The 24,374-nt window shown below is 48.2% G+C and carries 29 protein-coding genes; all 29 read right to left on the reverse strand.

Going from position 1 to position 24,374, the window contains the following annotated elements; genetic code table 11:
• Positions 1–47: 47 nt before the first annotated feature.
• The gene (locus tag AM231_RS19585) at positions 48–1,463 is read right to left on the reverse strand and encodes a deoxyguanosinetriphosphate triphosphohydrolase family protein (RefSeq protein WP_054404110.1); all 1,416 of its coding nucleotides are present in this window, start codon (positions 1,461–1,463) and stop codon (positions 48–50) included.
• Between the two features lie 678 nt (positions 1,464–2,141).
• Entirely contained in the window at positions 2,142–2,924 is a 783-nt protein-coding gene (locus tag AM231_RS19590) for a glycoside hydrolase family 73 protein (protein WP_054404111.1), read from the reverse strand.
• The gene (locus tag AM231_RS19595; RefSeq protein WP_053491641.1) at positions 2,911–3,360 is read right to left on the reverse strand and encodes a phage holin family protein; all 450 of its coding nucleotides are present in this window, start codon (positions 3,358–3,360) and stop codon (positions 2,911–2,913) included. Before AM231_RS19595 ends, AM231_RS19590 begins: the two co-directional genes overlap by 14 nt.
• Before the next feature lie 283 nt (positions 3,361–3,643).
• Positions 3,644–3,781, reverse strand: coding sequence for an XkdX family protein (locus AM231_RS28370; RefSeq protein WP_082341751.1), 138 nt, complete (start codon positions 3,779–3,781; stop codon positions 3,644–3,646).
• A gap of 19 nt (positions 3,782–3,800) precedes the next feature.
• The gene (locus AM231_RS19600) at positions 3,801–4,385 is read right to left on the reverse strand and encodes a hypothetical protein (RefSeq protein ID WP_054404112.1); all 585 of its coding nucleotides are present in this window, start codon (positions 4,383–4,385) and stop codon (positions 3,801–3,803) included.
• An 11-nt stretch (positions 4,386–4,396) separates the two neighbouring features.
• The gene (locus tag AM231_RS19605; RefSeq protein WP_054404114.1) at positions 4,397–7,033 is read right to left on the reverse strand and encodes a hypothetical protein; all 2,637 of its coding nucleotides are present in this window, start codon (positions 7,031–7,033) and stop codon (positions 4,397–4,399) included.
• Positions 7,034–7,579, reverse strand: coding sequence for a YmfQ family protein (locus AM231_RS19610; protein ID WP_054404115.1), 546 nt, complete (start codon positions 7,577–7,579; stop codon positions 7,034–7,036).
• Entirely contained in the window at positions 7,576–8,634 is a 1,059-nt protein-coding gene (locus AM231_RS19615) for a baseplate J/gp47 family protein (RefSeq protein WP_054404117.1), read from the reverse strand. Before AM231_RS19615 ends, AM231_RS19610 begins: the two co-directional genes overlap by 4 nt.
• Positions 8,627–9,040 carry a DUF2634 domain-containing protein gene (locus AM231_RS19620; protein WP_054404118.1) on the reverse strand — a complete coding sequence of 138 codons (414 nt, stop codon included), beginning with the start codon at positions 9,038–9,040 and terminating at the stop codon, positions 8,627–8,629. The genes AM231_RS19615 and AM231_RS19620 overlap by 8 nt, the downstream gene beginning before the upstream one ends.
• Entirely contained in the window at positions 9,037–9,333 is a 297-nt protein-coding gene (locus AM231_RS19625; RefSeq protein WP_054404120.1) for a DUF2577 domain-containing protein, read from the reverse strand. Before AM231_RS19625 ends, AM231_RS19620 begins: the two co-directional genes overlap by 4 nt.
• Positions 9,334–9,339: 6 nt before the next feature.
• Positions 9,340–10,305: an XkdQ/YqbQ family protein gene (locus tag AM231_RS19630; RefSeq protein ID WP_054404122.1), complete on the reverse strand. Its 966-nt coding sequence runs from the start codon at positions 10,303–10,305 to the stop codon at positions 9,340–9,342.
• 12 nt (positions 10,306–10,317) lie between these two features.
• Positions 10,318–11,037, reverse strand: coding sequence for a LysM peptidoglycan-binding domain-containing protein (locus tag AM231_RS19635; RefSeq protein WP_054404124.1), 720 nt, complete (start codon positions 11,035–11,037; stop codon positions 10,318–10,320).
• Between the two features lies 1 nt (position 11,038).
• Positions 11,039–12,922: a phage tail family protein gene (locus AM231_RS19640; RefSeq protein ID WP_106406103.1), complete on the reverse strand. Its 1,884-nt coding sequence runs from the start codon at positions 12,920–12,922 to the stop codon at positions 11,039–11,041.
• A gap of 194 nt (positions 12,923–13,116) precedes the next feature.
• A complete protein-coding gene (locus AM231_RS19645; RefSeq protein WP_054404126.1) occupies positions 13,117–13,539 on the reverse strand; it encodes a phage tail assembly chaperone in 423 nt (140 codons plus the stop codon).
• Positions 13,540–13,567: 28 nt separating this feature from the next.
• Entirely contained in the window at positions 13,568–14,026 is a 459-nt protein-coding gene (locus tag AM231_RS19650) for a phage tail tube protein (protein WP_053491630.1), read from the reverse strand.
• Between the two features lies 1 nt (position 14,027).
• Complete coding sequence (locus tag AM231_RS19655) at positions 14,028–15,347, reverse strand: phage tail sheath family protein (RefSeq protein ID WP_054404128.1); 1,320 nt, start codon at positions 15,345–15,347, stop codon at positions 14,028–14,030.
• A gap of 1 nt (position 15,348) precedes the next feature.
• Complete coding sequence (locus tag AM231_RS29205; protein WP_165593442.1) at positions 15,349–15,522, reverse strand: hypothetical protein; 174 nt, start codon at positions 15,520–15,522, stop codon at positions 15,349–15,351.
• Positions 15,519–15,956 carry a phage tail terminator family protein gene (locus AM231_RS19660; RefSeq protein ID WP_054404130.1) on the reverse strand — a complete coding sequence of 146 codons (438 nt, stop codon included), beginning with the start codon at positions 15,954–15,956 and terminating at the stop codon, positions 15,519–15,521. Before AM231_RS19660 ends, AM231_RS29205 begins: the two co-directional genes overlap by 4 nt.
• A gap of 130 nt (positions 15,957–16,086) precedes the next feature.
• Complete coding sequence (locus tag AM231_RS19665) at positions 16,087–17,178, reverse strand: tail fiber protein (protein WP_054404132.1); 1,092 nt, start codon at positions 17,176–17,178, stop codon at positions 16,087–16,089.
• Position 17,179: 1 nt separating this feature from the next.
• Positions 17,180–17,731, reverse strand: a complete 552-nt coding sequence (locus AM231_RS19670; RefSeq protein ID WP_082341752.1) for a YmfQ family protein — start codon at positions 17,729–17,731, stop codon at positions 17,180–17,182.
• A 7-nt stretch (positions 17,732–17,738) separates the two neighbouring features.
• Positions 17,739–18,893 (reverse strand): baseplate J/gp47 family protein, encoded by a 1,155-nt coding sequence (locus tag AM231_RS19675; protein WP_054404136.1) that lies wholly within the window; start codon positions 18,891–18,893, stop codon positions 17,739–17,741.
• Positions 18,893–19,351 (reverse strand): DUF2634 domain-containing protein, encoded by a 459-nt coding sequence (locus tag AM231_RS19680; protein ID WP_054404139.1) that lies wholly within the window; start codon positions 19,349–19,351, stop codon positions 18,893–18,895. Before AM231_RS19680 ends, AM231_RS19675 begins: the two co-directional genes overlap by 1 nt.
• Positions 19,344–19,733 carry a hypothetical protein gene (locus AM231_RS19685; protein WP_054404140.1) on the reverse strand — a complete coding sequence of 130 codons (390 nt, stop codon included), beginning with the start codon at positions 19,731–19,733 and terminating at the stop codon, positions 19,344–19,346. The genes AM231_RS19680 and AM231_RS19685 overlap by 8 nt, the downstream gene beginning before the upstream one ends.
• Positions 19,726–20,703, reverse strand: coding sequence for an XkdQ/YqbQ family protein (locus AM231_RS19690; RefSeq protein WP_054404142.1), 978 nt, complete (start codon positions 20,701–20,703; stop codon positions 19,726–19,728). The genes AM231_RS19685 and AM231_RS19690 overlap by 8 nt, the downstream gene beginning before the upstream one ends.
• Positions 20,700–21,344, reverse strand: a complete 645-nt coding sequence (locus AM231_RS19695; RefSeq protein ID WP_054404144.1) for a LysM peptidoglycan-binding domain-containing protein — start codon at positions 21,342–21,344, stop codon at positions 20,700–20,702. The genes AM231_RS19690 and AM231_RS19695 overlap by 4 nt, the downstream gene beginning before the upstream one ends.
• A gap of 66 nt (positions 21,345–21,410) precedes the next feature.
• Positions 21,411–23,159, reverse strand: coding sequence for a hypothetical protein (locus AM231_RS19700; RefSeq protein ID WP_054404145.1), 1,749 nt, complete (start codon positions 23,157–23,159; stop codon positions 21,411–21,413).
• Between the two features lie 16 nt (positions 23,160–23,175).
• Positions 23,176–23,319: a hypothetical protein gene (locus tag AM231_RS29690; protein ID WP_207383656.1), complete on the reverse strand. Its 144-nt coding sequence runs from the start codon at positions 23,317–23,319 to the stop codon at positions 23,176–23,178.
• A 14-nt stretch (positions 23,320–23,333) separates the two neighbouring features.
• The gene (locus AM231_RS19705; protein ID WP_054404147.1) at positions 23,334–23,768 is read right to left on the reverse strand and encodes a phage tail assembly chaperone; all 435 of its coding nucleotides are present in this window, start codon (positions 23,766–23,768) and stop codon (positions 23,334–23,336) included.
• 137 nt (positions 23,769–23,905) lie between these two features.
• Positions 23,906–24,313 (reverse strand): phage tail tube protein, encoded by a 408-nt coding sequence (locus tag AM231_RS19710; RefSeq protein WP_009594594.1) that lies wholly within the window; start codon positions 24,311–24,313, stop codon positions 23,906–23,908.
• Positions 24,314–24,374: the final 61 nt, after the last annotated feature.

Genomic DNA, 24,374 nt, shown 5'->3' on the forward strand with positions numbered 1-24,374 from the left:
ACAGCAACAACAAATACAGCCAAAATCCACAAGTTCTCTCGCTATTCCTAATCCAAATCGTAAATAGAGCCTACCTTTAGCCCATACAGCTCGTTATAAATTTTCTCGGCAAAAGCATCGGTCATCCCCGCGATATAATCAATCACCATATGCTCCCAAGTCCAGATCGGATGTGCCCGCTTCTGGTCTGATTCATAGCGCTGGAGCCAATCGGACGGAATTATCGCCTTGGATGCGTCCGGATCAAGAAAAGCATCCCATAGACGCTTGATGATCCATTCACTGCGTTTTTGCAGGCGCTGCACTCTCAGGTCGCGAATCATGGTCACCCAGGCAAAACTCTTCAGGACGCTGACCGTGCGCAGCATATCCTCGTCTTCCTCGCCGTCTTTGACAAACGTTACCTTTTTCCAATTTCCGTTTGAGATTACCCCCAAGCTACCCACAAACAAGCTGACCCAGTAGGCCTTGACCTCTCGCCGGGTACGGGAATAATCATTCTCGCAGGTCGGCATTTTTTCATTCCAGATCTTCAGGAACTCATCCAGCACCAACTCCACTTTTGGGTGAATTTGCTCCTTCGTCCAGCCTTCCCATACTTCGTCATCCAGCGTCATGATCTTCTGCACGATCAGTTTGTTAAGATGGCTGTCCCGCAGAAAATGCTCATGCACCTCGATCTTCCCGGCTTTAATGCCGTCTTCCAAATCATGCGCGGAATATGCGATGTCGTCACAGAGGTCCATAAGCTGCGCTTCCAGGGTTCTGTGCGTACCGGGAATCCCCCACTCCTTCCGAATCTGGGAGATGTAATCCCATTCATGACGGTACATTCCCTTGGGATTATCGAGGCCCGAGAATGGATATTTGTTAATGCCAAGCAGCACCGCATCCGATAAATTCAGCCCGTTGACATTCTCTCTTTTCTCCAAAAACATAATCAGCCGAAAATTATGCGCGTTCCCTTCAAAATGCTCATATTTACGCCGCATTGCCTGTTGTACCTTGGCCGCCTGCTCTGGTGTCGGCGTGCCCGGTTGGCGCGTCAGCTCTTCCTCGGTTTTCCGGTTTATATGCTTTTCCAAAATATCCTGCAGAACTTCTTCGCCCTTATGGCCAAATGGCGGGTGTCCAAAATCATGAGCGATCGCCGCGCACTCCACCACCTCGGGATCAATCATCAACCCTGCATTCTCCGCCTGCTCCGGCAGCACTTCAGGATAATGACGCGGCAGGCTGCGTGCAGCCTCGCGTGCGATCTGCGCTACCTCAAGCGAATGCGTCAAACGGGTCCGGTAGTAATCTCCCGTGCCAGCACCGAACACCTGTGATTTCCCCTGCAGTCTGCGGAACGTCGGCGAATGGATCAGACGCGAATAGTCCCGTTCATAGGCCGCGCGTGAAGCATCCGACTTCGTTTGCTCCGGATATTGGCGATGCTCTCTAAGCTCCTTCAGTTTCATTTACCCCACTCCTGTTTTATCTGTTTAGGATCGCTTCTATTTAGTTCATTCTTTAGATTATATGCCATCCGGCATCCGAAAGAAAAATGTCATAGCAAAGTAAATCCGTTCCTTCCTTGTATACCCGCTTTGACGCTTCCGCTATCCGGTTGCACACAACTTATGTCAGAATAAAAAGGTGAGGAGTAAGGAGAACAGGATCTATCTATTGGGGAGATACATTCAATTATCTACATGCGAGAGGACATCGTAATTAAACGATATATAATGCAGCTTTTTTGTAAGGGAATAGATTTTTGAGGGAACAGAATTGAATGGAAATAGATCTTCTTCTATGTACAAATAAATGTTATCAATTCTGAATGGATGCGATTCTCCATTCCGAACACTCATTGATTGGTGTGACGTAAATTTATCATTTGGGCGATTTCAAACCTATATATCTGTCAATAATCCCAATCTCATAACGACATTGCCGATACATAGCAATGATCAAACCATAGCAAAAACAAATAAAGCTGACCTCAGTTTGATTACCGATGCCAGCTTCCATATTGGGTATGGCTATACATGTATACTTAATCGGTTTGAACCGCTGCTTAGTTGCATTACAGCAGGATTGTCTCATTTTTACACACATAGTCCCCATATAACTTCGTAACTCTGCCTGCCCACTGTTCACTTATCCGCTTTAAAAAAGCCCAATCGATGCAGGACGGTCATGATTCTATAAAAATCGTAGCTGCCTGCAGGATCGTTCAATACTTTTGCCTCCTGTGCAGCGTGTATAGCAGGTTCAGCCCAAGCTGGAACTTTAGCAGGTTTCGACGCTTCGACAGCCGTAAGCCTAGCATTCATCTGCTTGATGGTACTGCCCTGCTCGTTTAGCAGCTTTAACGAAGAAGCATATTGCTCACTCAGCTGCCGCATCTGCTCCTGCGTTTTTTGCAGCTCCGTGGTTAATTGTTCGATTTTCATGCGTTCCTCCTCCTTTGGATTTGGCAGATCATATTGATATAGCGAGTGCTGTTCGATTAGAGAGATGAGTTTGCTCGGATATTTGGGATCTGTTGCGTAGCCTCCCCTCCAAATCTCGTTCGCTGCCGTTTTGTAATCCGCCCAGAGCACGCCATGGTACCGCATTGGCTTGTCTCGCGTTCCGTTCAGAATGAGCTTGGTATGATCCGTAACGGATTCATGCCAGCCGTTGTATTTACGAAACTGAGCGCTAACAGTATAGGGGGTTTGCCCCCGGTACTCCGTTGTCTGCATCGTTACGCTTCCCGCTGGACCGGTGCCTTTGATGCCGAACAAATTATTCGCTTTTTGCGTTAGCCCGCTCGTTCCCCAATTGGATTCCAGAATGGCCTGGGCGAGCGTAAGCGAAGCGGGCACTCCATACTGACGCATGTCCTGGGTCGCAATCGGCGCCAGCTTGGCTATAAATTCAAAGGGTTTCATCCTTGTTTTCCCCCTTTCGTGTAGTCTGTTTAGTCTCTTCGGATTTGATCTGAAATACTTGTACCACATTACGCAGGGATTGCGGGATCGGTACCCCCATTCGCCCGACATTCTCAATAATAGATAGCAGCTCATTCGCGAGGTAAAAGAAGATTACCGTATTCTGAAAATAATTCATCTCGCCCAGCACCCGATCCACCAGATGCATCAGCGCGATGATGAGAAAAATGGTCATTTTTCGTGCAATCCCTGTATACCCCATACGGCTGCGCAGCTCACCGTTCATCCAGGCCGCACCCCAACCGGTCAGCCAATCCACCACCACGAGCCACAACAACAGATGTAGCGGCAGCGTCCATCCACCCCAGACGTACCCTGTCACGGCCCCCGTCCCCGCCACCAGCATCTTAAACAGCTGACCGATGTGCTCATACATAATTGTTCCTCCTTTATAATGGTTTATAAGATGTGAAAAAGCCCTCGGGGAGCCGAGGGCTTGGGTTGCTGATATTCATAGTTGATCTAGGAAAAAATCCTTGTTAGCCTGTACGTCACTTCGCATGCGGATCATGCTTCCGATCGCTGTTGCCCACAGATTTTCCTGAACACTTATATATAAGGTTAAAATCCGTGGTCAAAGGCGCCCGCTCCGCTTCTCCAGCATGATTCCGCCTTCTTCGTTGAAGCCTCTTAGGTTGTGAGCAGATTCAATGAAGCGTTTAATATGTCTCGCCAGTGATGACTTCGTATTCTTCCGAAGTGATGACGCCAAACCCAACGTATTGTCTCAATTGAGGCTTCTGCGCCCATTTCTTCTCATAGTAGTACTTCAGACGTTCAAAATCGTTCTCAAACATCGTCACCCTCTCCTTTCGATCAGTTATTTTCAAGTGACAGCAGCCGCAATTCAAGCCCTACATTTTGGGCTCCCTGCGCCTCATTCTGTTGGCGTAACTCTAGTGCCTCAAGTTCACGTGTAACCATCTCGGCACCTATACGATCCAGTTCATTGGGTTCAGCAGGTTGAGATCTTGTCAGCTCCTCGATTTCTTCAGAGGTTAACCCTTCGATCCAAAAATCCGGCATCGGAATAGATTCCAGCGCTGGCATCTCACCACGCCCAACCTCCGAAAGAGCTTGCCACTTGGAGAATGCTTCTTGATATGAGTCCTGGGCTTCGCTTACGGCGGCCCGGTATGCACTCCAAGCTGCAAGATCGAAACACGGTCGGAACAAGCCAGGAGTTACAGGGATACCGACGATATAGCCGGTAATATTGGTTTCATATTCACGTGGTGATTCATCATCTGATTGTGTACCATCTCCTATTATGGTTAAAACTACTTCCGGTTTTCCGGGTTTCGAGTCGGAATAAAAAGGGACGATACCAGAAAAGGTATCGTCCACAAGCGCGTCCTCTAAATAGAGGCCCTCTGTATTTACTTTAGGTGCGGCTTTCATGTGATACCTCCTTATTGTTCGGCTAGGAATATAGTGTTGTCCAGACTAAGATATAAATTCCCAGGAACTTGATCGATAGTAACTATCCCACTCGGGTCTATATTGATAGTCCCTAATTGTGTTTGAGACGTCCCGCTAGCGTAAACTGCAACCACAACTCGGCGGCTTTCTGAAGGCCTGAATCCTTTAGGTAAACGGAAAAGTTCAGTTCCGTTTGCCATTATACCTGTAGCCATCCTGCCTTTAAAATATACAAAGCCTTCCCTGTCTTTTAAATAGCCAGGAGTCTGATAATAAGTTACCCACCCATTCATTAGCGTTGGCATAATCCATCCACGTGATAGCTCCTTATCTACTTTCTTATTCATCAGAACGGAAACCGCGGACGTATTGTGTTGTACGGCATCAGTCAACTCGCTGAAAAACGCCTTTTCGTTGATCCCGTATGACCCGCTGAATGGGACAGTAGGCGACTTGTCCAGCATTAGATAAGTGACCGAATAAACTGCGGACGAGTTGTAATCTTCCCTTGCTATCTTAACTCTTTCATTCCCATAAGAATCGTTATTATTTCTTTTCCAACTCGAGAACTCTCTAGAGTTCTCATAAACCTTGAGGATTTTCCCAATCTTATGCAGGGTTGGGTAATTAGCTGATCCTATCCACACGCCCGTTGATCCGACATATGGCTTAGAGCTATTATCCCGCAGCATAATCCCAGCACCAACCTCGATCTGATTCTCGCCTTCATGAAACGCCAGCATGCCTTCGAATACGATTGGCTCGATTGTTGGCGTTGTGAGCTGATAGACGAGCTGGTATGGAGTATAGGTTTTTCCTTGAGCATCTGTTCCAGCAAATTCCGTTGGTAACGTTGTCGTATAGTCAATTCCGTTCGTAAGAGGAATTGAGTCGCTTAAACGTGTAACTCGGATCCAAACTTTAGTTCCCGTTCCATTGTAGTGGTCTAATCGGGTTCCGCCGGTGATGCTCATTTTCCAGCCCATAAAATACGCTTTAATCTCGTCGGCTGTCGGCGTGTAGTTGTCGCCCCATCCACTATCGGCATTCGGTAGAGACAGATACAAATTTCCTCCGCCAATGCCGTTGTTTTGATCGGGTCCGACTAGTTGCCCATCGTTTTTGGTTTCAAGTATAACCCCATTGTATTTTGTAATCATTGCACTACGATTCACACTATCAGACGCTAAACCAATGCAGGAAATCCCTTTATAGTTAGCAGTCGAGGAACTGGCACTGTAGCTCCAACTCAACGAACCGTCCAACACAACCTTTTTCCACTTCGCCAGCTTAAAATACTGGCCGTCCTTCTCGAACACTTCATCAGCATTCGCACCTGTCAGCGGATCGGCGTATAAGTCCGTTTGAAATGCGAGCATGGAGTCCTCGCGTGGTTTGAACGTTTTAGCCTCGGCGCTGAGCGTGAGTATAGGGTTCGTGGCGAATATATCGTAAGCAGGTAGTGAATTTCTATCTGTCCCGTCAATTTCAGCTTGTAAATCGTAAGCGTATAAATGTATGCGAACTACCCCAGTTTGTGGCCCAGTAAATTGGACACTATAAGGGCTTTTCTCTACCGGATTCCTATCAACTTTTACAAGGTAATTCATGCTGCTGGCGATTGTCCCACTAATATCGTGAATCGCAATGTACTTACACTTTAAAGAGTCAAATGATAATGTGTACAAAATGCCGGACAACACAGGTATATCAATATAGACTACTTGCGCTGTAGTTGATGGACTAAACACTGTGTACGGTTCCTCGGTACGGAAAGAAAGGCGACTAGTCCATTCATAAAAAGGCGGCAACAAGTTCTCGCCGTACCGGATCGCATATGGATTCCGCACAGGCTGGACGCTATTAACGTACGGATACTTGTCGGCAATTTGCTCAGGAGTCATCGTGTTGAGTGCGGCGTATTCGGCGGCTGAGATTTCATAAAGTCTCATCGAATCGACATTTCCTGTAATACCCGGTGTATTAGCGTCAAAACGAGCGTAAATACGAATAGCGGATAATCCTACTAAGTCAGAAGGAGATAGCTTAGCGTATCGAGTTCTAAATTTTTGATCCGTCCCAGGAGATGATTCTGTAATCATCGTATATTCAGTTTTCGATAATCTTAATGTACATCTTGTAGCAGAGCCATTTTTCATATCTGCTAAAGCAATATAGTGTTTAAGGGGATCAATTGAAATATCTACAAATACCCCAAAAGCTAAGGTGGTGCTTGATGTCACTTTTATGCTAGTAGTCCCTGATGTACTAACCGTTGTATCGATGGTTGCAGTTGCACTCGGAGTAGTAACTCCAGAAAGAGAGTCACATGATCCAGCCCGCCCCAACAAATTAACCAACGTCCGCCCTTTTATCCCACTCAACTTAAAAGGCGCACTTCGCTCCGCATTCACAATTTGAAGCCCTGGCTGAAGCACAACTTCCTTACGTTCCACGGTATCCAGACGCTTTTCTAGTGCCCCAATAGCATCGCTTGTTCCACCTGCAAACCGATCTACGGCATCCGCATTCTGGTCAATATATTTCTCAAGATCAAAATACGTCGTTGACGGCGAGGTTCGGTCTATCTTATTCAACCCGAGATTCGGTGTAACCGGATTCGTCATTTATGCTCCTCCTCCCAACAATCTGTCTTGTGTTGTTGCTGATATTTCATCAAACGTCATGCCCTCCACTTCGGCTATCGTGAGATAACGAAGGGCGTAATCGATAGCTATATGCGCTGGCTTGATCTCCTCAATGGCAGATTTCAGATCCCCCAAATTCGGGGGAATACCAAACGTATCTCGAAAATGTATTGTCACTCTATACTCCGACGGCTGAACGGACACCTCAATACTGCCTCTATCGTAGGCTTGCGCTACGTTTTTGAGCATGCTGGCAGAAACTTTTCCGCTCCCCCGCATCTTCGAGATAATAACTGAGCGCCGCTGCTCGATCGGCTTGGATAGATTCACAGGAATATTCAGGTCCTGCTCATACCGAGATAGCGTCCATGTAGCGGTTTCCGGATAATACTGATCCAATTGATCATCCAGCTCCTGCGTGAGCTTATCCAGTTCAGGCCCTTCGGCATCGGCAATAGCTTTCATTTCTCTAATATCATGATAAAAGGACGGCAGGTAACCCAGCCAAGCTTCGGCTTTACTCATCGGACCGTCACCGTCCCTAGGACAGCCACCGCTTCAGGTGCGATCGGAATGCTGTCCGTACCGCCGTTCACGGTCAGTACCTCGTAGTCGATAACTGCTGGAATATCCAAGATCACGTTGGCAATCCGGTTATACCGGACCAATGGGTCGGACATAGCAAGGTCCCTGAGATACTGGCGAACACCTTGCTCAATGGAATTCTGTATTCCATCTATCCCGGCTCCTTCCAGCAGTGTAACCTGTACTTCAATCTTTATAGGGACTTCAACCGCCCCCACCACGGTTACAACCGAGCCTACTGGAGCAGTTCCTTCCCCCATGCCATCCATGGTGGGATCGATATACTGCTGCACCGATTCCACTACAGAAGACGTAGGCGATCGCATCTCATTGTCAAGGAGTACGACCTTCACTGTTCCCGGACCATCCCATAAAGGAAAAGCCTTGGCCTTACCAACCCCTGTTTTCTCCCTGGCCCACAGCTCATATTGATTTCGGTTCGCACTGGTCACGGGGCGGGAGATTTTCTCGCGATAACGCTCATATAACACTTCATCCGACTCGGTATCCTCACCAGGTACCCAGAGCTCCATTAGTTCCGCCTTAACCAACCCTTCGACGTATTCCAGCGGAAGCAGTGAACCAAATCGGCGATTGCCTTCTTTCCCGCTTGTTTCACATTCCAGAACATATTGCCCTGTATCCAGCCGGGTGATCACTTTGTAATTCAACGGATCCAATGAAAAACGGCTGCCCAATGGAACATCCACGGGAGAGCTGTTACTGCCTGAAAAATGTCCCAGAAGCTGCGCTTTTGTTGCCTTCTTTCGGATCAATCCCGACCAGGCAATACTTCGATCCAAAAATTCGCCCGTCGCCGTAGCCGCAAATTTCAGGTTCATGGAATACTCCATTTCAACGTACATTTGGGCAAGTTCAGCTGCAGAGGGTGCCAGCGCATCATAGATAATACTGCCTTCCCTTTTATCCATGCCATCCGGTACTCTGCCCAGCATTCGATCCAGAATTAACTCATATGTTTGTTCCTCAACCATCCTTCCTCACCTCCTCTGTCATATGGAAAGCCCCATATATGCTTCGAACGATATACTCGGCTAAAGCCTGTTCGCCTTTAAAAGTAATCTTCATATCATCTACCGATAAAATGCGGTCATCCTGCAGCAGTGCTTCCTTGATGTGCCGCTCAATTTCAGCGTAGGCCCATAAAGGATCACGCCCGATGACAGAATCCAGCTCTTGGCCATAGTTACTGCTGTAGATCAAATGCTCAAAACGACGAGTCTGAAGTATTTTTACAACAGCCTGTTTAACGGCCTCCAGACCATCAATGTAGCCGGCTATCGTTTTGTCTTTCAGATTTAGTTCATATGTCAAACTAGGCTGCTCCAGAGTCTCCATAATCTGACTGTCCGGTTGAAGCGTTCCACCTTGTGGGATCATGATGGCTTCACCAACCGATCCAGTATGAGATACGTCTGCCCGCCCTGGTAACGAAGGAGCAGCACCGTATCTCCTGCCTTAAGTCCCTTTCGGATTACATACTCTACACCCTCAATGTACAGCTTGTATTCCATCAACATTTCCCCCATAACTAAAAAATCCTCCGTAAGGCTAAAACGCTGATCTACGTTCACCTCAAGAGGATTTACAGATGTGACTGTGCCATACAGCACCGCCATGGGGTTTGTGCTTCCTACGGCGCTGAGACTGGCTTTTTTGATAATATCTAACATCACTGCTCACACCACCTTCATATTCAGCGACATCGTATGCGTACCGTCCGAAAATTTATGCGTGCACTCATCGATGAGATACGGCTTCAAGCCTTCTTCGGGAAGATTCACATAGATCGTATTTCCGGCACGAACCCGCAAATCCCCGATAGCATCTATCGACAGTGTCCTCTGCTCCCTGTTCTTCAGCTCCAGCAAGTTCTGCGCTAATTGCTTCAATTGAGCAGGATTCATGTTCTCGTCAGCGACCTCATACAGCTGGAGGAGCCCCCATTGGGCGATGTTCTCCCCATGCTGGTATAAGTAGACATCTCTCTTCCCGGTTTCCTTGTTGTCCCGCACGACTTTGATGCGGTTGTACGTCTCGTTGTCGATGCTTTTTTTATAAGAAAAATCCGTCATGAGGCTGTCTTCTCCTACCGCGAGCTTAAGCAGCATGTCATTAATGTTGGTTAACCTCAACTCACCGAAATGGTCATAAAACATAAAGTACTGCTTGGTCGCGATCAGCGTAGAATCTAAGGCCTTGCAAATAATATCGATCAGCTTCTTGTCTGCTTCCAGCATGGCAGGGATGGTATGGCCGGTATTGGCCAGCGTCCCGATTTTCAGATTGAAGTCCTTGGCAATCTTCTGGATGATATCCTCCACCTTGGCATTCGTGAACCGGTAAGTATCGTTGCTGGACAAGTAGCGCAGCTGATCATAAGCCATCACCTTGACCTGGGCGTCCATGCCCCACTCCTTGGAAAAAACATAGCCGTAAAATAGGTCCTTATTATCCTTGCGAAAGCGCACAATGTCGCCATTTTCCACTTCGAATTCCTTGCTCTGCACAAGACCATCATTAACGTAGTTGATATCCAGACTTGCCGGCTTTGCCTGACGGCTTGTTTTCCACGTGATGTCGGTTACGACCTGTCCCAGATCCCATACACTTCCGTTCTTGCGATCAATCATCAGTTCGATCATGGTTCCACCTCTTTAAGGAATCTTGAGAACCCGGCCGACGGCCAGCTTTCGGACCTCATGGTCCTTGATTCCATTCAGTTTTTGGATCTCTGTATGACGCGAACCGTTTCCGAGCAGCTTTTGAGCAATGCTCCACAGGGTATCACCTTTAGCAATCGTATAGGAGGTTGGCTTTTTTCGGTCATCCGGCCTGTCTTTGGACTTTACCGCAGCAGCCTTTTCGTCCTTAACTGGCACTACCTTTCGTGCTCCGTAGAACACATAGCGTTTAAGTGTGATCGAGAACTCGATATCCTCTGGCGATCCCGGCATCGTGTTCCAGTTGAAGCTCTCAATGGAGGCCGCCATATTGATCCCAAAAGACTTCATAGCTCCTGCTCCATTTTGGCCGTCTGTACCGCTCATCGGATCGGGAACTAGCCCCGTCATCACAAAACGCACAGGTCTCCGGCTCTCCATCCAACCTTTTATGGTATTTACATAATCAATCGGCAGCTTCAACTCCCCATCCGAGTCTAGATGAACAAAAGGATATACCCTGCCTGGAAAAAAGCTCTCAAACGAGATCTCCGTCAGCTTTGGATGCAGAATCGCATTCACTTCGCCAAGCCCCGCTACCGTATAGGATTTGCCCTCACCGCTATCCTTGACGTCAATGCGCTCAGGGTTCACTGGAAATCGAAAGACCTCCTCCTGGTTATTGAAGCTCAGAAAAAATCCATAATCACTCATGCTACAGATACACCCCCTCGGCACTGGACACAAACTGCTCCTCAAGCGTCCGGTTAATTCTCGACATGATCGTATCCAGATCAGCACCCGAATTAATATCTCCTGTCGTCATCTGCACGGTTGGCGTTAAAGTAATCATATTACTAATCGCATTCACTTCCGCCAAGTCGCGCATAACCTTCAGATCCTCGCTCGCCACGTCTACCGAGTTATCCACTTTACCAATGGAATCGATGCTGCCGCCCGCAGGGGCTACCGGAATTGGAGCTGTTGGCATTGTGGACACTGGTGGGGTTGAGGGTGTTTTTGGATAGGTAACATCGTATCCGGTTTTGCCGTTGTTAAACTCCTTCAGCAAGTCTTCGTTAGCGCTTGTGTCGATTTCGGGCATAAACTTTTTCTTCATCTCATCCATTGAAAAGTTTTCGATCGCTTCTTGGCCAACCTTCTTAGCCCCCGAATAATCGGCTTGGTACTCTATTAATGCAATCTGCTTCGCTTCAACGCCCAGGAGACCTGCAAAAAAGCCGCTGACTTTATTGATTGCATTCAATATGCCATTAATGATATTTATGACCGTATTGACCGTATTCTGCGCCACGTCCACGATAAAGCCAAATGCATTGCTGAATGCTTGCTTCAGTCCTTGACTGGCCGACATTAAAGTTAAAATAACGGTAACAATCACAATGATCAACGAAATGATCCTCATAAACGGATTCGCATTCATCACAGCCCACAATCCTTTAAATGCTGTGGACAGGAACTGAACTCCAGCTGAGAATAGCAACGAGATCACATTCCCAATTGCAAAAATGCTGAGCAACAATAAAATGCCTCCGATTAACGGAAACAGCACAAATCCAACGGATGAAATCGCATTTTTAACAAATTCCCAAGCTGGAGGCACAATCTCTGCAATCCATAAAAATAACTGGGCTACAAAAGATAAACCCATGGTAATAATTTGAATGAACAAATCAAAGGTCCCTGTCTCAAAAGCAGAATTAAGCATATCCAGTATGGGCGTAAGTGAAGCGAGTGCTCCACTCCCCATCTCGGCAAAAGAGCCATTAATATGTCCAATAAGCTCCTGCCATTTGTTTACCGGAGTATCCAGCATGGTGTTTAGACCTTCTTGAGTCATTCCTGACTTCTGAAGAAGCTGATCCATGGAACCCAAGAATGATTCGAAGTTGCCTTGGGATGCCTGGATTTCACTATTAAATGCATCCATTTGAATATCAGGAATATTGAAATCCTTCGCCAGGCTGTCCGTGTCACCCCTCATAGCACTCATAATGGCAGCTGTTGCATCAGAAGTGCTTTTTCCGCCCGGTGACAATTTGCTCAGGCGTGCTGCAAAGTTGTTGAGCTCCGCTATCTGATCAGAGTTTTTTGTCATTGACATAAATGTTAAAGCATTCTGCATTGTTTCTTTAACATCCATGCCCGCGTTAAGCGCGTCCTGTCTAAACTTCTCAAACATGGCGGCGCCCACCTCAGGATTGCCTACTCTAACTTTCATCAAATCTTTGAGAGATTCTTCTTCAGCTGCTGGCACAATTGTCATTTTCGCAACAAATTTTAGTGTACTTTGTATCTTCTTCAGCCCGGCAAACACTTTGCTTAAATGGTTTGCCTCCTGAGTACCTTCTTGAATGGTTTCATTCAAATTTTGCTGCTCAGCCGCAGCGTTTTGAATCTCAATACTCGTGTTATTAATATGATTCTGCATCATCACAACCTGCACGTTGACCTGGTTAAAATTATTCAAAATCTTTGTAAACCCAGATAGGGCCGGTGCTAAGTTAGGTTCAAACACTACAGGCTGAACCATAGTTTGACTTGGGACTAGTGCTGCAGCATTTCCTATTTCCGCCATTCCTTCACCCCCTTCTTCTACAACCTATCACCGCTTCCGTACCCGCTCACGCTTCTCCTTCTCCACCCGCATTGAGATCATGGCATAGATGGCGGCCCGTTCCCGGGCCGACATCGCCATAAGTTGGTGAGGAAGGATGTGCAGTTCATGGAGGGCGTAGTACGCATAGTTCGCATCACCGTCGCCCTCTTTGATTAGTTTTTTACTTCATCCACCAGCTCGTTCATATCTCGGTCAAAACCGTTTAGGGCTTGTACCTGCTCGCCAAGTGCGGCGAACTCACCGGGCAGCAGCATTTTGCGGAGCAGAGATTCTGCACCGAGTACGCCGTAGGATTTTTGCAGCTCGCTATTTTTCAAATCCGGGAAGATAACACTCGATACCATCAGCTTCGCCATATAGTCATTCGGGTCAATTTCTGGCGTGAATAAGCCATTCTTTCCCTTGACCTTGCGGGTAGCCGCTTTGCGGCACTCCTGATTCTCCTCCTCGGTGATGCTGCGCAGTTTCCAAGGCACAGGCCTTCCTTCAGCATCCTTGAAACGAACAGACACCACGAATTCCTCCGTGATCTCCGCAGATGACTGTCCAGCAAAAAACATACTAAAATCGCTCATATTCCTTCCTCCTCATATATGTTCAGTATTAGGCCAATGGGGTAAACGGTGTCTCAATCCGCACATTCTCAAACGTGAAGGCTACTTCTTCTTCCAGCGCCTCTGCTTCGGTGTCGAGGGAAGCCATGATTACACTATCCAGATTGACCCCTTCCAAAATCACCGTCTGACGTCCCGTGGCCGAACCCGGATCCTCATTACGCACCTCAATCATGAAGTAGACGTCTTTACCGGTCTGAATGTATTCCATCATCAACTCTCGGAAGAGCGTGGTTACATAGTAAATGGTCATCGTGCCGCTGCCCTTCCAGCCAATGGCCTTATGCTGTACAGCGCGTTGCCCCATCGTTTTCAGCTCTGCTTTTTCTTTTTCCACCGTGGCTTCCAGTGTTTTAATGTAGAACATTTCCTCCATACGTTCGCCAATTTTGACGAATGCCTTACCCTCTTGTCCGGAAATCGTGTCATTTGCCCGCAAAAATGCCATCTTAGACCACCTTCACTTTCATATATACTTTTTCAATTGCATCCACTGGCTGTACCTTGATATCCACAAACAGCACATCACCTTCTGTACCCGGCGTCACCACAATATCTCCGTTCGCATCGAAGTTTTGAATCGCCCCAATATTCTGCAGAGATGCAAAATACGCCGCACACTCTGCCCAGAATAGCGTCCGGCCATCTACATTGTTATCTACCTTGCCGATATAGGACTTCTCAAAAATCAGCTTCAAATCATTAGCGATGCCATCCAGCACGCGAACCACACGGTTTTTGGAAAAATGCCGCGCTTTGGCCGGCTCAATCGAGGTAAAGCTATTAATATCTTGCTCCACCACGGCCTTGCCTCCACTGTAGTTGAACAGAAACTCGCCTTTCGTGAGCGCCTCTTCAATCTCGGTGTGGCTCAGGCGAACATCGGTATCCACCGCTTCATCGTAAGCCGCATACGTAAGGGATTCGTTAACAGCGGCCGCAGCCGTAGCGCCAGTTACCCAAGCAACTGCCTTCACCTTGTCCACAACGGTGCCGTCGGTGAGAACGACGCCATTTTTCACACTAATAACTCCTTCATAATCCGCAGCGGAATAATCAGACAGCACAGCTTGTACCTTCTTACCTTCTTGCTCACGAAGGCGCTTGACGAATGCTGTATATAGGGACTTAAGCGTTGGGTCAGCCGACAACAGACCTACGGTCTGGAAATCCTGAACCTCAAGCGCAGCAAGGAAATCTACATGCTCTTGGTTCGTTACAGTGCCATTGGCACCGCCTGTCAGAGCGAATCCTGCTGTTGCTGCTAAATCACCCGTATCCGGCGCGAAGGTTACATACAAATTCGGTTCCAGTTCTGCTGCACTACCTACAAGCTGCTTGTCTACGATTTTTCCGCTCAACAGGGTGCTAACCACGAATTTACCGGGATCATCCACCGCGTTCTCAACAACGATCTGGAGATCGTTACCACGTTCGCCGCCGTAAAGAGCAGTTACTTTCAGTCCGGCAACAGAACCTGCAGCTTGCGTGCCGCTATTTAAACGATACAGCAGTAGTGTTCCTACACGCTTAAGCACTTCTTTTACTGCGAGCAGTTTTGGCGATGTGACATCATAACCCAGCACCTCAACCAGATTGGTGCCTGGTTTGATCGTCAGAATTCTATTTGGCTCGCCCCATGAAAGAGATAAGCCCAGCGCCGCAGTCCCCCTTTCACCTACGCGCCCGATCGGCTGCTCTTGCGATGAAATTTGGGTGTATACCCCTGGTCTTACTTTATTGGGTGTTGTCCATGTTCCTCCGGCCATTTTAGATGACCTCCTTTTTCAAAAATGTGGTGAGTTGCTCTTTCGCTTGTTGAACGGTGTACGTTTTGCCCTCTTCGAGAATGGCGCTCAGCACATCCTTCTCACGATTACTGAATTGATTGGATTGTGCCAGCTGTTGCTTGTTGAATGCCGGTGCTGTTTCTTTTTTACTCATTTCAATTCGCCTCCCTGTTTCAATGTCTTCATCTTCATATCTGTTTCTTCTTGATCCGTTGTCATCTGAATGATATACTCTGCGCGAAAATATCCCTCTCCTGTTTCCCCTTCACTCCCCGTTGGCCGCTCCCACGCCACTGATGAGGCGCGGCAAGGCCGGCCATCAACCTCTAGTGAAGTCAACGATTCAAGCATCTCGTCCATGATCGTCGCCACTGGCTTCCCCTCCACTGTCACGTAAGAGATGCGGAAACGAAAACGAGCCGCATATCGATTGGTCGATATCGGCTCGAGTTCGGCTAGGGTTAGCTCGGTATGGAAGTATGGGGGTGGTGGTGCTGTATCATCCTTCTCTCTGGAACAGAGAAGGATGTCAGGGAAGGAACTTGTGAGCTTGGCTGTTAGAGCATAGTTAATTTGTAGGATTGTCATGAGTGTTCCTTTCTGTATTTGGTAGAATCTTCCCAAAGAGAACTGTTAACGCTTTAGTGTAGATATATTGAGAGAACAGATGCTCATATTGGAGCGTAAATTGATTGCTAGTTATAAAATAAAAGTCGACTTATGAATAAACCTGACCTCCACTACTTCGAAATATTCTATTTGTGCCTGTAAGATTAGGTGAACTGTCAAATAAAATAGCCGAACTCACACTATATACAGCATAATTTCCTGAACCCGTGCAGCTATCAGCTCTCAAGGTGCCTCCACCTCTAAGCCATATTGCATAATTACTTATATTTGAGAAGTTACAACTTGAAAGAATAACAATAGGAGTATTATCCATCATAATACCGTAGCTTCCTCCAATGCGAGTAACATAGCTAATCCCTATATTAAAACAATTCTGTATTTCAATACCATAAATTGCATTTGAAGAAATGCTAACTTTGTTAATACCCACATTAGATGTACAAGAACTTATATTAATGGTTGAGCTTATCGAGACATTAGTTTCGTATCCATAAATGTATATACTTCCACCATGCTTATTTACAATTTTAAAACCTGGATAAGTCCCAGAATCAGGTTTTATTGTTACATCATACGCCCTAAATGCGGGTAAACTATCAATAGCTGCCTGTATCGTTGGAAACATTTTTCCAGGGCCAACTGTCAATGTCCGTTCTCCACTTGTTCCATCAAAGTTGTCTGGAGGTTTAACATAGCTTCCTATATTTGAGGAAGTCACTATATTAGCTGAACCTACCTTTGGTGTACCCGAGAATACAGGTGAATTGAGATTAGCCTTGTTTATTTTCAGATTAGACAATTCCTGTTGAATTTCACTTCGTGTTGAGGCTAGTTCACTTCGCGTTGATGCTATCTCACTTCGAGTTGTTTCTATTTCACTTCGTGTTGAAGCTATTTTTGTATCTGTATACTTTGTTGCGTCATTAACTGATTTCGGCGTTGCTGCTTCCGTTACCGAATTGCTATTTAATGCATTGGACAACTGCACGATCCCCTTTTGAGTCAATGATGCAGCGGGTATATCTACATCGATATTCTTCAGGTCCTCCCGGACCTTCCCAACAGCCTCATCAACCTTATCCCAGTTTTCATTCAGCATGGTCTCAATGTTAAAGGTCTCGTTGCCATCCACCATTGGGTCTTTCTTCAATAGTCCTAAATTCGGTGTGTTACTAGACAACTCAAACACCTCCTGCAAATTTGTTTAATGGCGTTTGGCCCATGTCTAACAGGGTCATCACGTCATGAATATCGCGTATCAACAAGTAGTTGAACGCATATGACACTACCAAATGCGCCGGCTTGATCTCTTCGATCGCCGCCTTCAAATCCTCCAGATTCGGCGGGATGCCGAGTGTATCCACAAATTTAACGGTAAAGCCCCACTCCTCGGGCTGGAAGGATACCTCGACCTTGCCGCCGTCATAGGCTTCGGCCACATTTTTTACGAGCGCACCTGAGAAGGTTCCCGCTCCGCGTAGCTTAGACTCAAGCACAGCCCGCCGCTGCTCGATCGGCTTGTTCCGGTCTGTCGGAATACCGAGCTCCATTTCCCAGCGTTCCAGGCCCCAGGTTGCTGTGCGGACATAGAACTGGTCTGCGGCTGAGTTCAGCGCTTGGTAGAGCGCGTCCAGCTCGCTGCCCTTGGCATCCATATCGGCTTGCATGACACGGGAGGTCTCGTAATAGGCCGGAAGATAAGAAAACAGCTCGCGACCACGCAAGCTGTTCATTCTCACATTATTCACTTACGCTCACCGTCCCGAGCACCGCTACCTGACCGGAGCCAATTTCGATATTTTGCTGCTCGGTATGACCGTTAATCGTCAAATCCGTATAGTCGATGATAATCGGAATATCCAGCAGTACGGCGGCAATTCTCGTGTAACGAACCAAAGGATCTTTCCTATTAAAAGCAATCTGCTGTAAATAACTCCGAACGCCCTCCTCAATAAGCTTCCGAATTTCATCCATCGTTGAAGGCTGCTCCTGTGTACGCTGTACTTTGACGGAGATATTAATCGGAACTTCCAACGCGGGCATCACAGTGATAACCGGACCCGCCGGGGCAACGCCTTCACCCTGTCCATCCTGGGTTGGGTCAATATGCAACTGCACGGCATCCACGATATCCTGGCTTGCTGCACGCTTGTCCGTATCCAAAAGATACAGACCAACCGTACCGGGTCCTTGCCATAACGGTGCAACTTCCACGCCGCCAACGCCGGCGATTTCATTGGCCCACTGCCTGTACTGCGCTTTGTTGCCGCTCGTTCCCTGACTTCGAACTTTAGCGTAAAAACGCTCCAACAGCGACTGATTGCTCTCGGTATTGCTCCCGCTCCGTGTAGGCTCAGGATTCGTAACCGAGGTCACGCCGCTGATTGAAGTCATCAAGAGCTGAATAACGTCTGCGGGAACATTGCCGCTGCTCCCGGGTACAACCGCCCGAATCGGTGCCATGCCGGTACCCAAGTCACTGAGCGTAACGCCTGAGGTGGTTACATACTCCACTGAGGACTCCCCGGAGCCCTCATCAGCTGGCGTAGCGACATAGGTTTTAGCAGGGACGATTGTCCCCGGTTTCCCTGTAAACACTACACTGCCGGAAGAAGCGACCGCTTCCCGCCTAGTGATACCATGCTCTGCTGTCCTCAGATCGAGCTCGGCAGAGCGGATATCCGGATGATCACTTGCTACGGTACTCGCAAAGCCTCGGCGCAGTAGCTCCTGTGCCCACAATGCAGCTTCAGACAGCATAAATGCGACCGGCGCCTGCGCATCCCAAATAAAAGAGCCCTCTGACTTGTCGATGTCCGAAGGCACTTTGTTCAGCATGCGGTTCATGATGTTCTCTTCCGTCTGATCCAACAAATATAACGGCAAGTCTGCCATCAGATCACCACGCTTTCTATAATTTCCGTTTCATCCCGAACGTTCGTAATGCGGCAGCTGAAACGGCAAGCTTCTCCTTCCCAGGCAAAAAGGAATTGATCCACACTATCTGTCCGCGCGTCTGCAAGCAGCATCTCGGTTACCATACGCTGAATCTCGCTCTCTTGCAGAGAACGGTCGTAGCCTTTGCCGATCAGCTCTTCCAGCTCGCTGCCATAATCATGCGTGTAGATCAGATGACGGTAACGCGGCGTGCGGATCGCTTTTTCACACCAGATTACCCAGGCTTCCTTCTCGTCCGCTACTGTAATTTTCCGGGTCGGAGACATGACGAACTCACCGGCTTCAAAATCATATCGCCAGCTCCGTCCAAAAACAGCTCCGACTCCTTCCAGCACCTTCGGATCCGTTGCATCCGTCCAGATCATGTCATCGCCTTCCGGGAATAAATTAGCCACCACTGCTCACCACCTTACATACGACAACCACGTCATTACCGCCGTTGACCCGAACCGCGAGCACGCGGTCTCCCGGTTTCAGACCTTTTCCCAGCTCAAGACGGGTATCCTCGATTTCGTTCTCTTCCATATCAAATACCATATTCTGCTGCTGCCCCCCCAAAGTGACGATGCCCTTGGCAGTATAACGAGGGATGGACAACAATCCCGGGAGCTCCGCGACCATATAGTCCGGCATTTCATGCTTGAAATCATCCAGTTTCAGCCCCGTTGAGGTTATCGTGCCAAGCACAGCCCCTATTCCGCTTACGGCTTGCCGCGTTTGCTTATTTAATGAGGCATATAGGGAGGACGCCAGTTGTCCATAGGGGTCTTTATTCAAGATAAAACCTCCTTTTCACATCGTCATAGCTCCCCAGCTCCAGCATCATGCTTCCCGGACTTCCCAGCTCCCGGCTGACGGAAATCACGAGCAGCTTCATGGAGCCCAGCATGACCGCATCTCCGGCACGGATCGTATTGACATCGGGTGCATTAACGGAAATCGTTTCCTGAATTCCTCTCAGTTTGCTCTTTGCCAGCTGGCGGGCAGCCGCAGGCGACTTCACTTCATCATCCTGAATAATAGCCTGGAGCTGGCCATATTTGGCGATATCCTTCTCCTCGATAGCCATTACCTTGGAAGGGACTTCTTGCCCAGTCTCGCTTGCGGCTGTCGCTAGCACCTTGACCTTAGTTGCCGCCCCCTCCAGCGTCCGCGTTTGCGTGGTATCCGTGAGAGCCTCCAGGATATACACATCTTGATTCGTTCCCAGCTCATACAGCTCAAGCCCCGAAGAGATCATCCGCGGGTGATACAGCTTGCCGCCGGCTTTGGCCGTCTCCCGCAAATCAGCGAACATACTGGCATAGATCGACTGCGTCCGGTAAACGGAACGCCCCAACTGCTTCTCAGTATCCGGTAAAACTGCGATTTTCAGATTCCAATCGGCCGCGTACTTTTTGAATCTCTGGGTAGCGGTTTGCTTCGCCGGAAACAGATATTCATCCTCTGATTTGTCCAGATATACCGTCCGGTCGTACAGCGTGAGCGTCATTCGCTTCAACCCATTATTGGAAGTTTCCACTTCCCACACAACCGCCGGATGCAGCAGAGGAACATAATTCTTCTTGCCATAAGGAATCCCGCTGATCCGGATTGACATGCCCGGCGAGATTGGAGGCATATCGGGCGTAACGACCAGGTTGACGGTTCCTTGATAAGCAACTTGCTCAAGCGAATCCCGTAAGTTGATAGCTTCCACCAATGGGGACAAATCATATTGATCCTGTAAAATCACCTTGTAACTCATGACAGCACCAGCTTTTGTCCAGGCTTGATGGCGTTCGGATCTTTACCAATCATCTTCTGGTTCAACTTGTAGATCTGGTTCCATTTTGAGCTGTCTCCAAGCTCCAACTTAGCGATTTTGGAAAGCGAGTCCCCTGCCTTGACGGTATACGTCTTGTTCTTTTCCTTCATGTCTACCCGAGACTTTTTATTTGTCCCCGTGGCCCCGCTACTGCCAGCCGTTTTGGTCACCTTCATTTCGCTCCATGTCCGAAGCGTGATATCAAAATATACATCTCCGATCTCACCGCCTCGGAACGTGGACTGATGGGAGGCGACATACACCGGCACGTTCACTGCAGTCTCAGTAATGACGAATTGCAGCGGCGTTTTATATGCCAAAAACTCATTAAGTTTATTCATCGCGGTTTGTGGATTGAGATGATCTCGCTTCTCGCCCTTGCAGAAAGACTCATCGTACTCTTGTGGAAAAAAGGAAGAAAACGATATTTCCTTGATCCGATGACCTTGCGGAAAATCAAACTCCCCGTAGTTGAGAATCGTTGTTGTCTCCAGTCCCTTTTGGCGTGAAATGGTCACTTCTTCGGGATTGACCGGAAATAGGAAGGTCATGCCTTTTCCGTTCATCAACATAAACTCCATCCTGGACTCCTCCTTTCTGTATGGATGACTTCCAATCAGCTTCATAGCTGCAATTAGCCTTGACTTTTAATATGCCATAGGAGACGGTTTACGGTTCTGCGCCGCTTTGGTCATTTCAGCTCTCAGCCGCTGTCCGATCAGAAGGATCAATCCTTCCACATCGACCGGGTGCTCCTCATTCACCGTAACCTGAACAGCACCCGAAGGGAGATTATAATTGACGGTTGTCTCTGTCTTGAAATCCTTAAAATATCCTGAGAACATACTCATCTGCTCTGGACTAATTTGAACAGGTTGCGGGGAAGTATTTTCTGCCATAGCTTGGTTACGTGCTGTACTTGCAGGGGGACCAAAAGTTCCACTGCTTGAAGAATGGCTAGGTGGAACATAAGAGCCATATAAAGCCGGATCAGGCAGTAGTGGCTTGCTGAATTGAACCGATGATGGTTTGCGAATGATAGGGTCCGGAATTGCAGCTATTGTTGGGCTGGATGGTGGTGATTTCGGTACATCTTTCTGTTGGGCAGCTTCCTTGTCTTTTTTCCCGAAAGAAAATGTATTGGAAAACCATTTCGACATCTTTTCTTTGGTTTCTGTGAATTTCTCACCAATACCGGTTATCGCGCCACCCAACTTCTCACCAGCAAAGCTTCCGATGGTTCCACCGATCGTTGATCCAACCAAAGTCCCTGCAACTGGGATCACAGAGCCGAAAAATCCACCTATCGCCGCCCCTACGCTCCCACCGACAGCAGAGCCGATTGCCTGATTACGCTCTTTTCCGGGTTCGGCCGAGGCGATATCGGTTACATCAGCTATATATCCCAAAGGGCCAAGGGCCCTTTTACCAAAGCTTTTCATCAAGCCCGAGCCTAGACCTCTTTTACGTGCTGCAGCCGAAAGATTTGAGACTGGACTACTTGAAGGAGCTGCGTGTGCTGCTTTATTTCCACTATCCAGATCTTTTGCCATGCTAGCAGTTGCACCACCACCTACATCTTTAGAGCTTGATACAATACCGCTGTCACTTCCCTTAAACAGCGCACTTCCGCTTTTCCACAAGTCTCTAGCTCCACCCAGAATGCCTGCCCCTGCATTACCGACTGTTTCCATTAAATCACCAGCTGCAGCAATTGTTCTCCAAGACTTCCCTCTTCTCTGCCTCTTCCCTCGTTCAGTCCTGGTTTCTGTCATCGTATCCGAATTGGAGTTCCCTTTTTTCGTATCTGTCTTTGGATTTCCTAGCCACGTATCACCAACCTTTCGCGTTTTGTCTGGTAGCTCACCAAGACTTTTCACACCTCCACCAAAGGTTTTGAAAGCACTAAAAACATCAACTACCTTATCAAACCCCGATTTCGGCGTTTGCTCACCACCCCCACCGCTAAAATCAAGCGATCCAAGCGTACTCGTAAGCTGATACAATGCGTCCGTATTCGCCTGCAGCGCCTGGGTCAGGGGGGAGAAATCGAGCCCAAATGCCTGCATATCCACCTTTACACTAGTCTCGATCTGCTTCTGCACGCTCAGGTTCAGGTTCGTATCGATCTGTTTCTGAACGTCCAGCCTCACATTCGCGGATGCTTGGATGACTTGGGACTTTATACGCTGCATTTTGTCCAGCAGGTTGTCCAACCCTTTCGAGGCGCTGTCCTTCAGCACGATTTCAGGGGCCATGCGGGTGCGGCCAATTCGGAGAACGCGGCCCTGGATCCGCTCAAAATAACGCTCCATCGCCCGCAGTTCACGGTTTGCCTTGATCACGTTCTTTGGATCAATCACCAGATTCATGCGATAGTTCATAGCTTCAGCCATTTATTTCACCTCCAGTTCACTTCAAACTCTGACCAGCCAAACCCTCCATCTCCTCTTGGGAGAAAGCGAGCAGCAGCAAACGCTCGCCTCTCGGGAGCCGCCAAAAATCTCCGGGACGAAGGTGATGCCGAACCCACAGATGGTACAGCATCGTCGTCATTCCCCCGGAGCCGATCAGTTTTTTAGGTCAGCAATCTCGACCCCGAAACCGGACAACTCCAGCACTTTATCGCCTACGGCATCCAGTTCTCCGGCCAGCAGCATGCGGCGAACCGCCTGCTCTCCGCCTGACAGCTTCAAGCGGCTTGTAATTCGAGGATCGCCCCACCCGCTGAGCGTTAAGCCTTTTACCGACAGACTGCTGGTAGCTTCAGAAATGAGCAGCGCGTTGAAGGTTTCCGTATCCACCTTCTCATCCACAACCCCCTTCACCGTCCGCCGAACAGTACAGCGCTCGCGAATGCTGTCCACCTTGTTTGAAGTCAGGCCTTGCAGAACCATCTGCATATCCAGCCGCTTAATGCGCACGGTTTCCTCCGGCAGCTTCTCCGCTGCCTCAAACAAACTATCCAAAATTTGCTCTTCACTCATATTCTCGTTTAAGCTCATGCTTCTCTCTCCCTTGTCATTAAATGTATAACTGCCTTATCAATGAGAAAAAGACCAGCAGGTAAACGTTCGCCCGAATCAGCTGTTCCTTGCCGGGCGAACGCCCGGCTTTATCCTACATTTGGTCAGAAACCTCCTTAATCTCCCTGAATCGGATCCAGCAGCTCGTACCCTTCAAAGGTAAATGAAGTTTCTTCCTGCACTTCCTCGCCAGCGGTCCAGTTGGCCAACTGGATTTTGTCCGGCATGCAGCGGATCAGACGAACGCGCTCATGTCCATAGGATTCAGGATCGTCCAGCTTGGAGATGATATCGAATTTAGTGAAGCCGCGGGAGATCATATCGGAAGTGACCTTGTACCCGCTCATCGTGCCGGTTCCTTTTTTGCTGCCGTTCTTATGCACCGTCCAGTCATTGCCGACCAGCTTCAGCTCGCGCTTCTCCAATTCCACGCTGGCTTCCAGCTTGTTAATATGCGTCTGCCATACCCCGTCAATATACGCCTGGCCGTATGTCCCCATAATGACTCTTGAAGCATCCAACATGTAAATTCCTCCTTGGTTTACTTAAGTTTTGTATAAAAAGCGTCTATCGACGCACTTAATC

This window comes from Paenibacillus solani (assembly GCF_001277345.1).
In the GTDB taxonomy this organism is placed as follows: Bacteria; Bacillota; Bacilli; order Paenibacillales; family Paenibacillaceae; genus Paenibacillus_AQ; species Paenibacillus_AQ solani.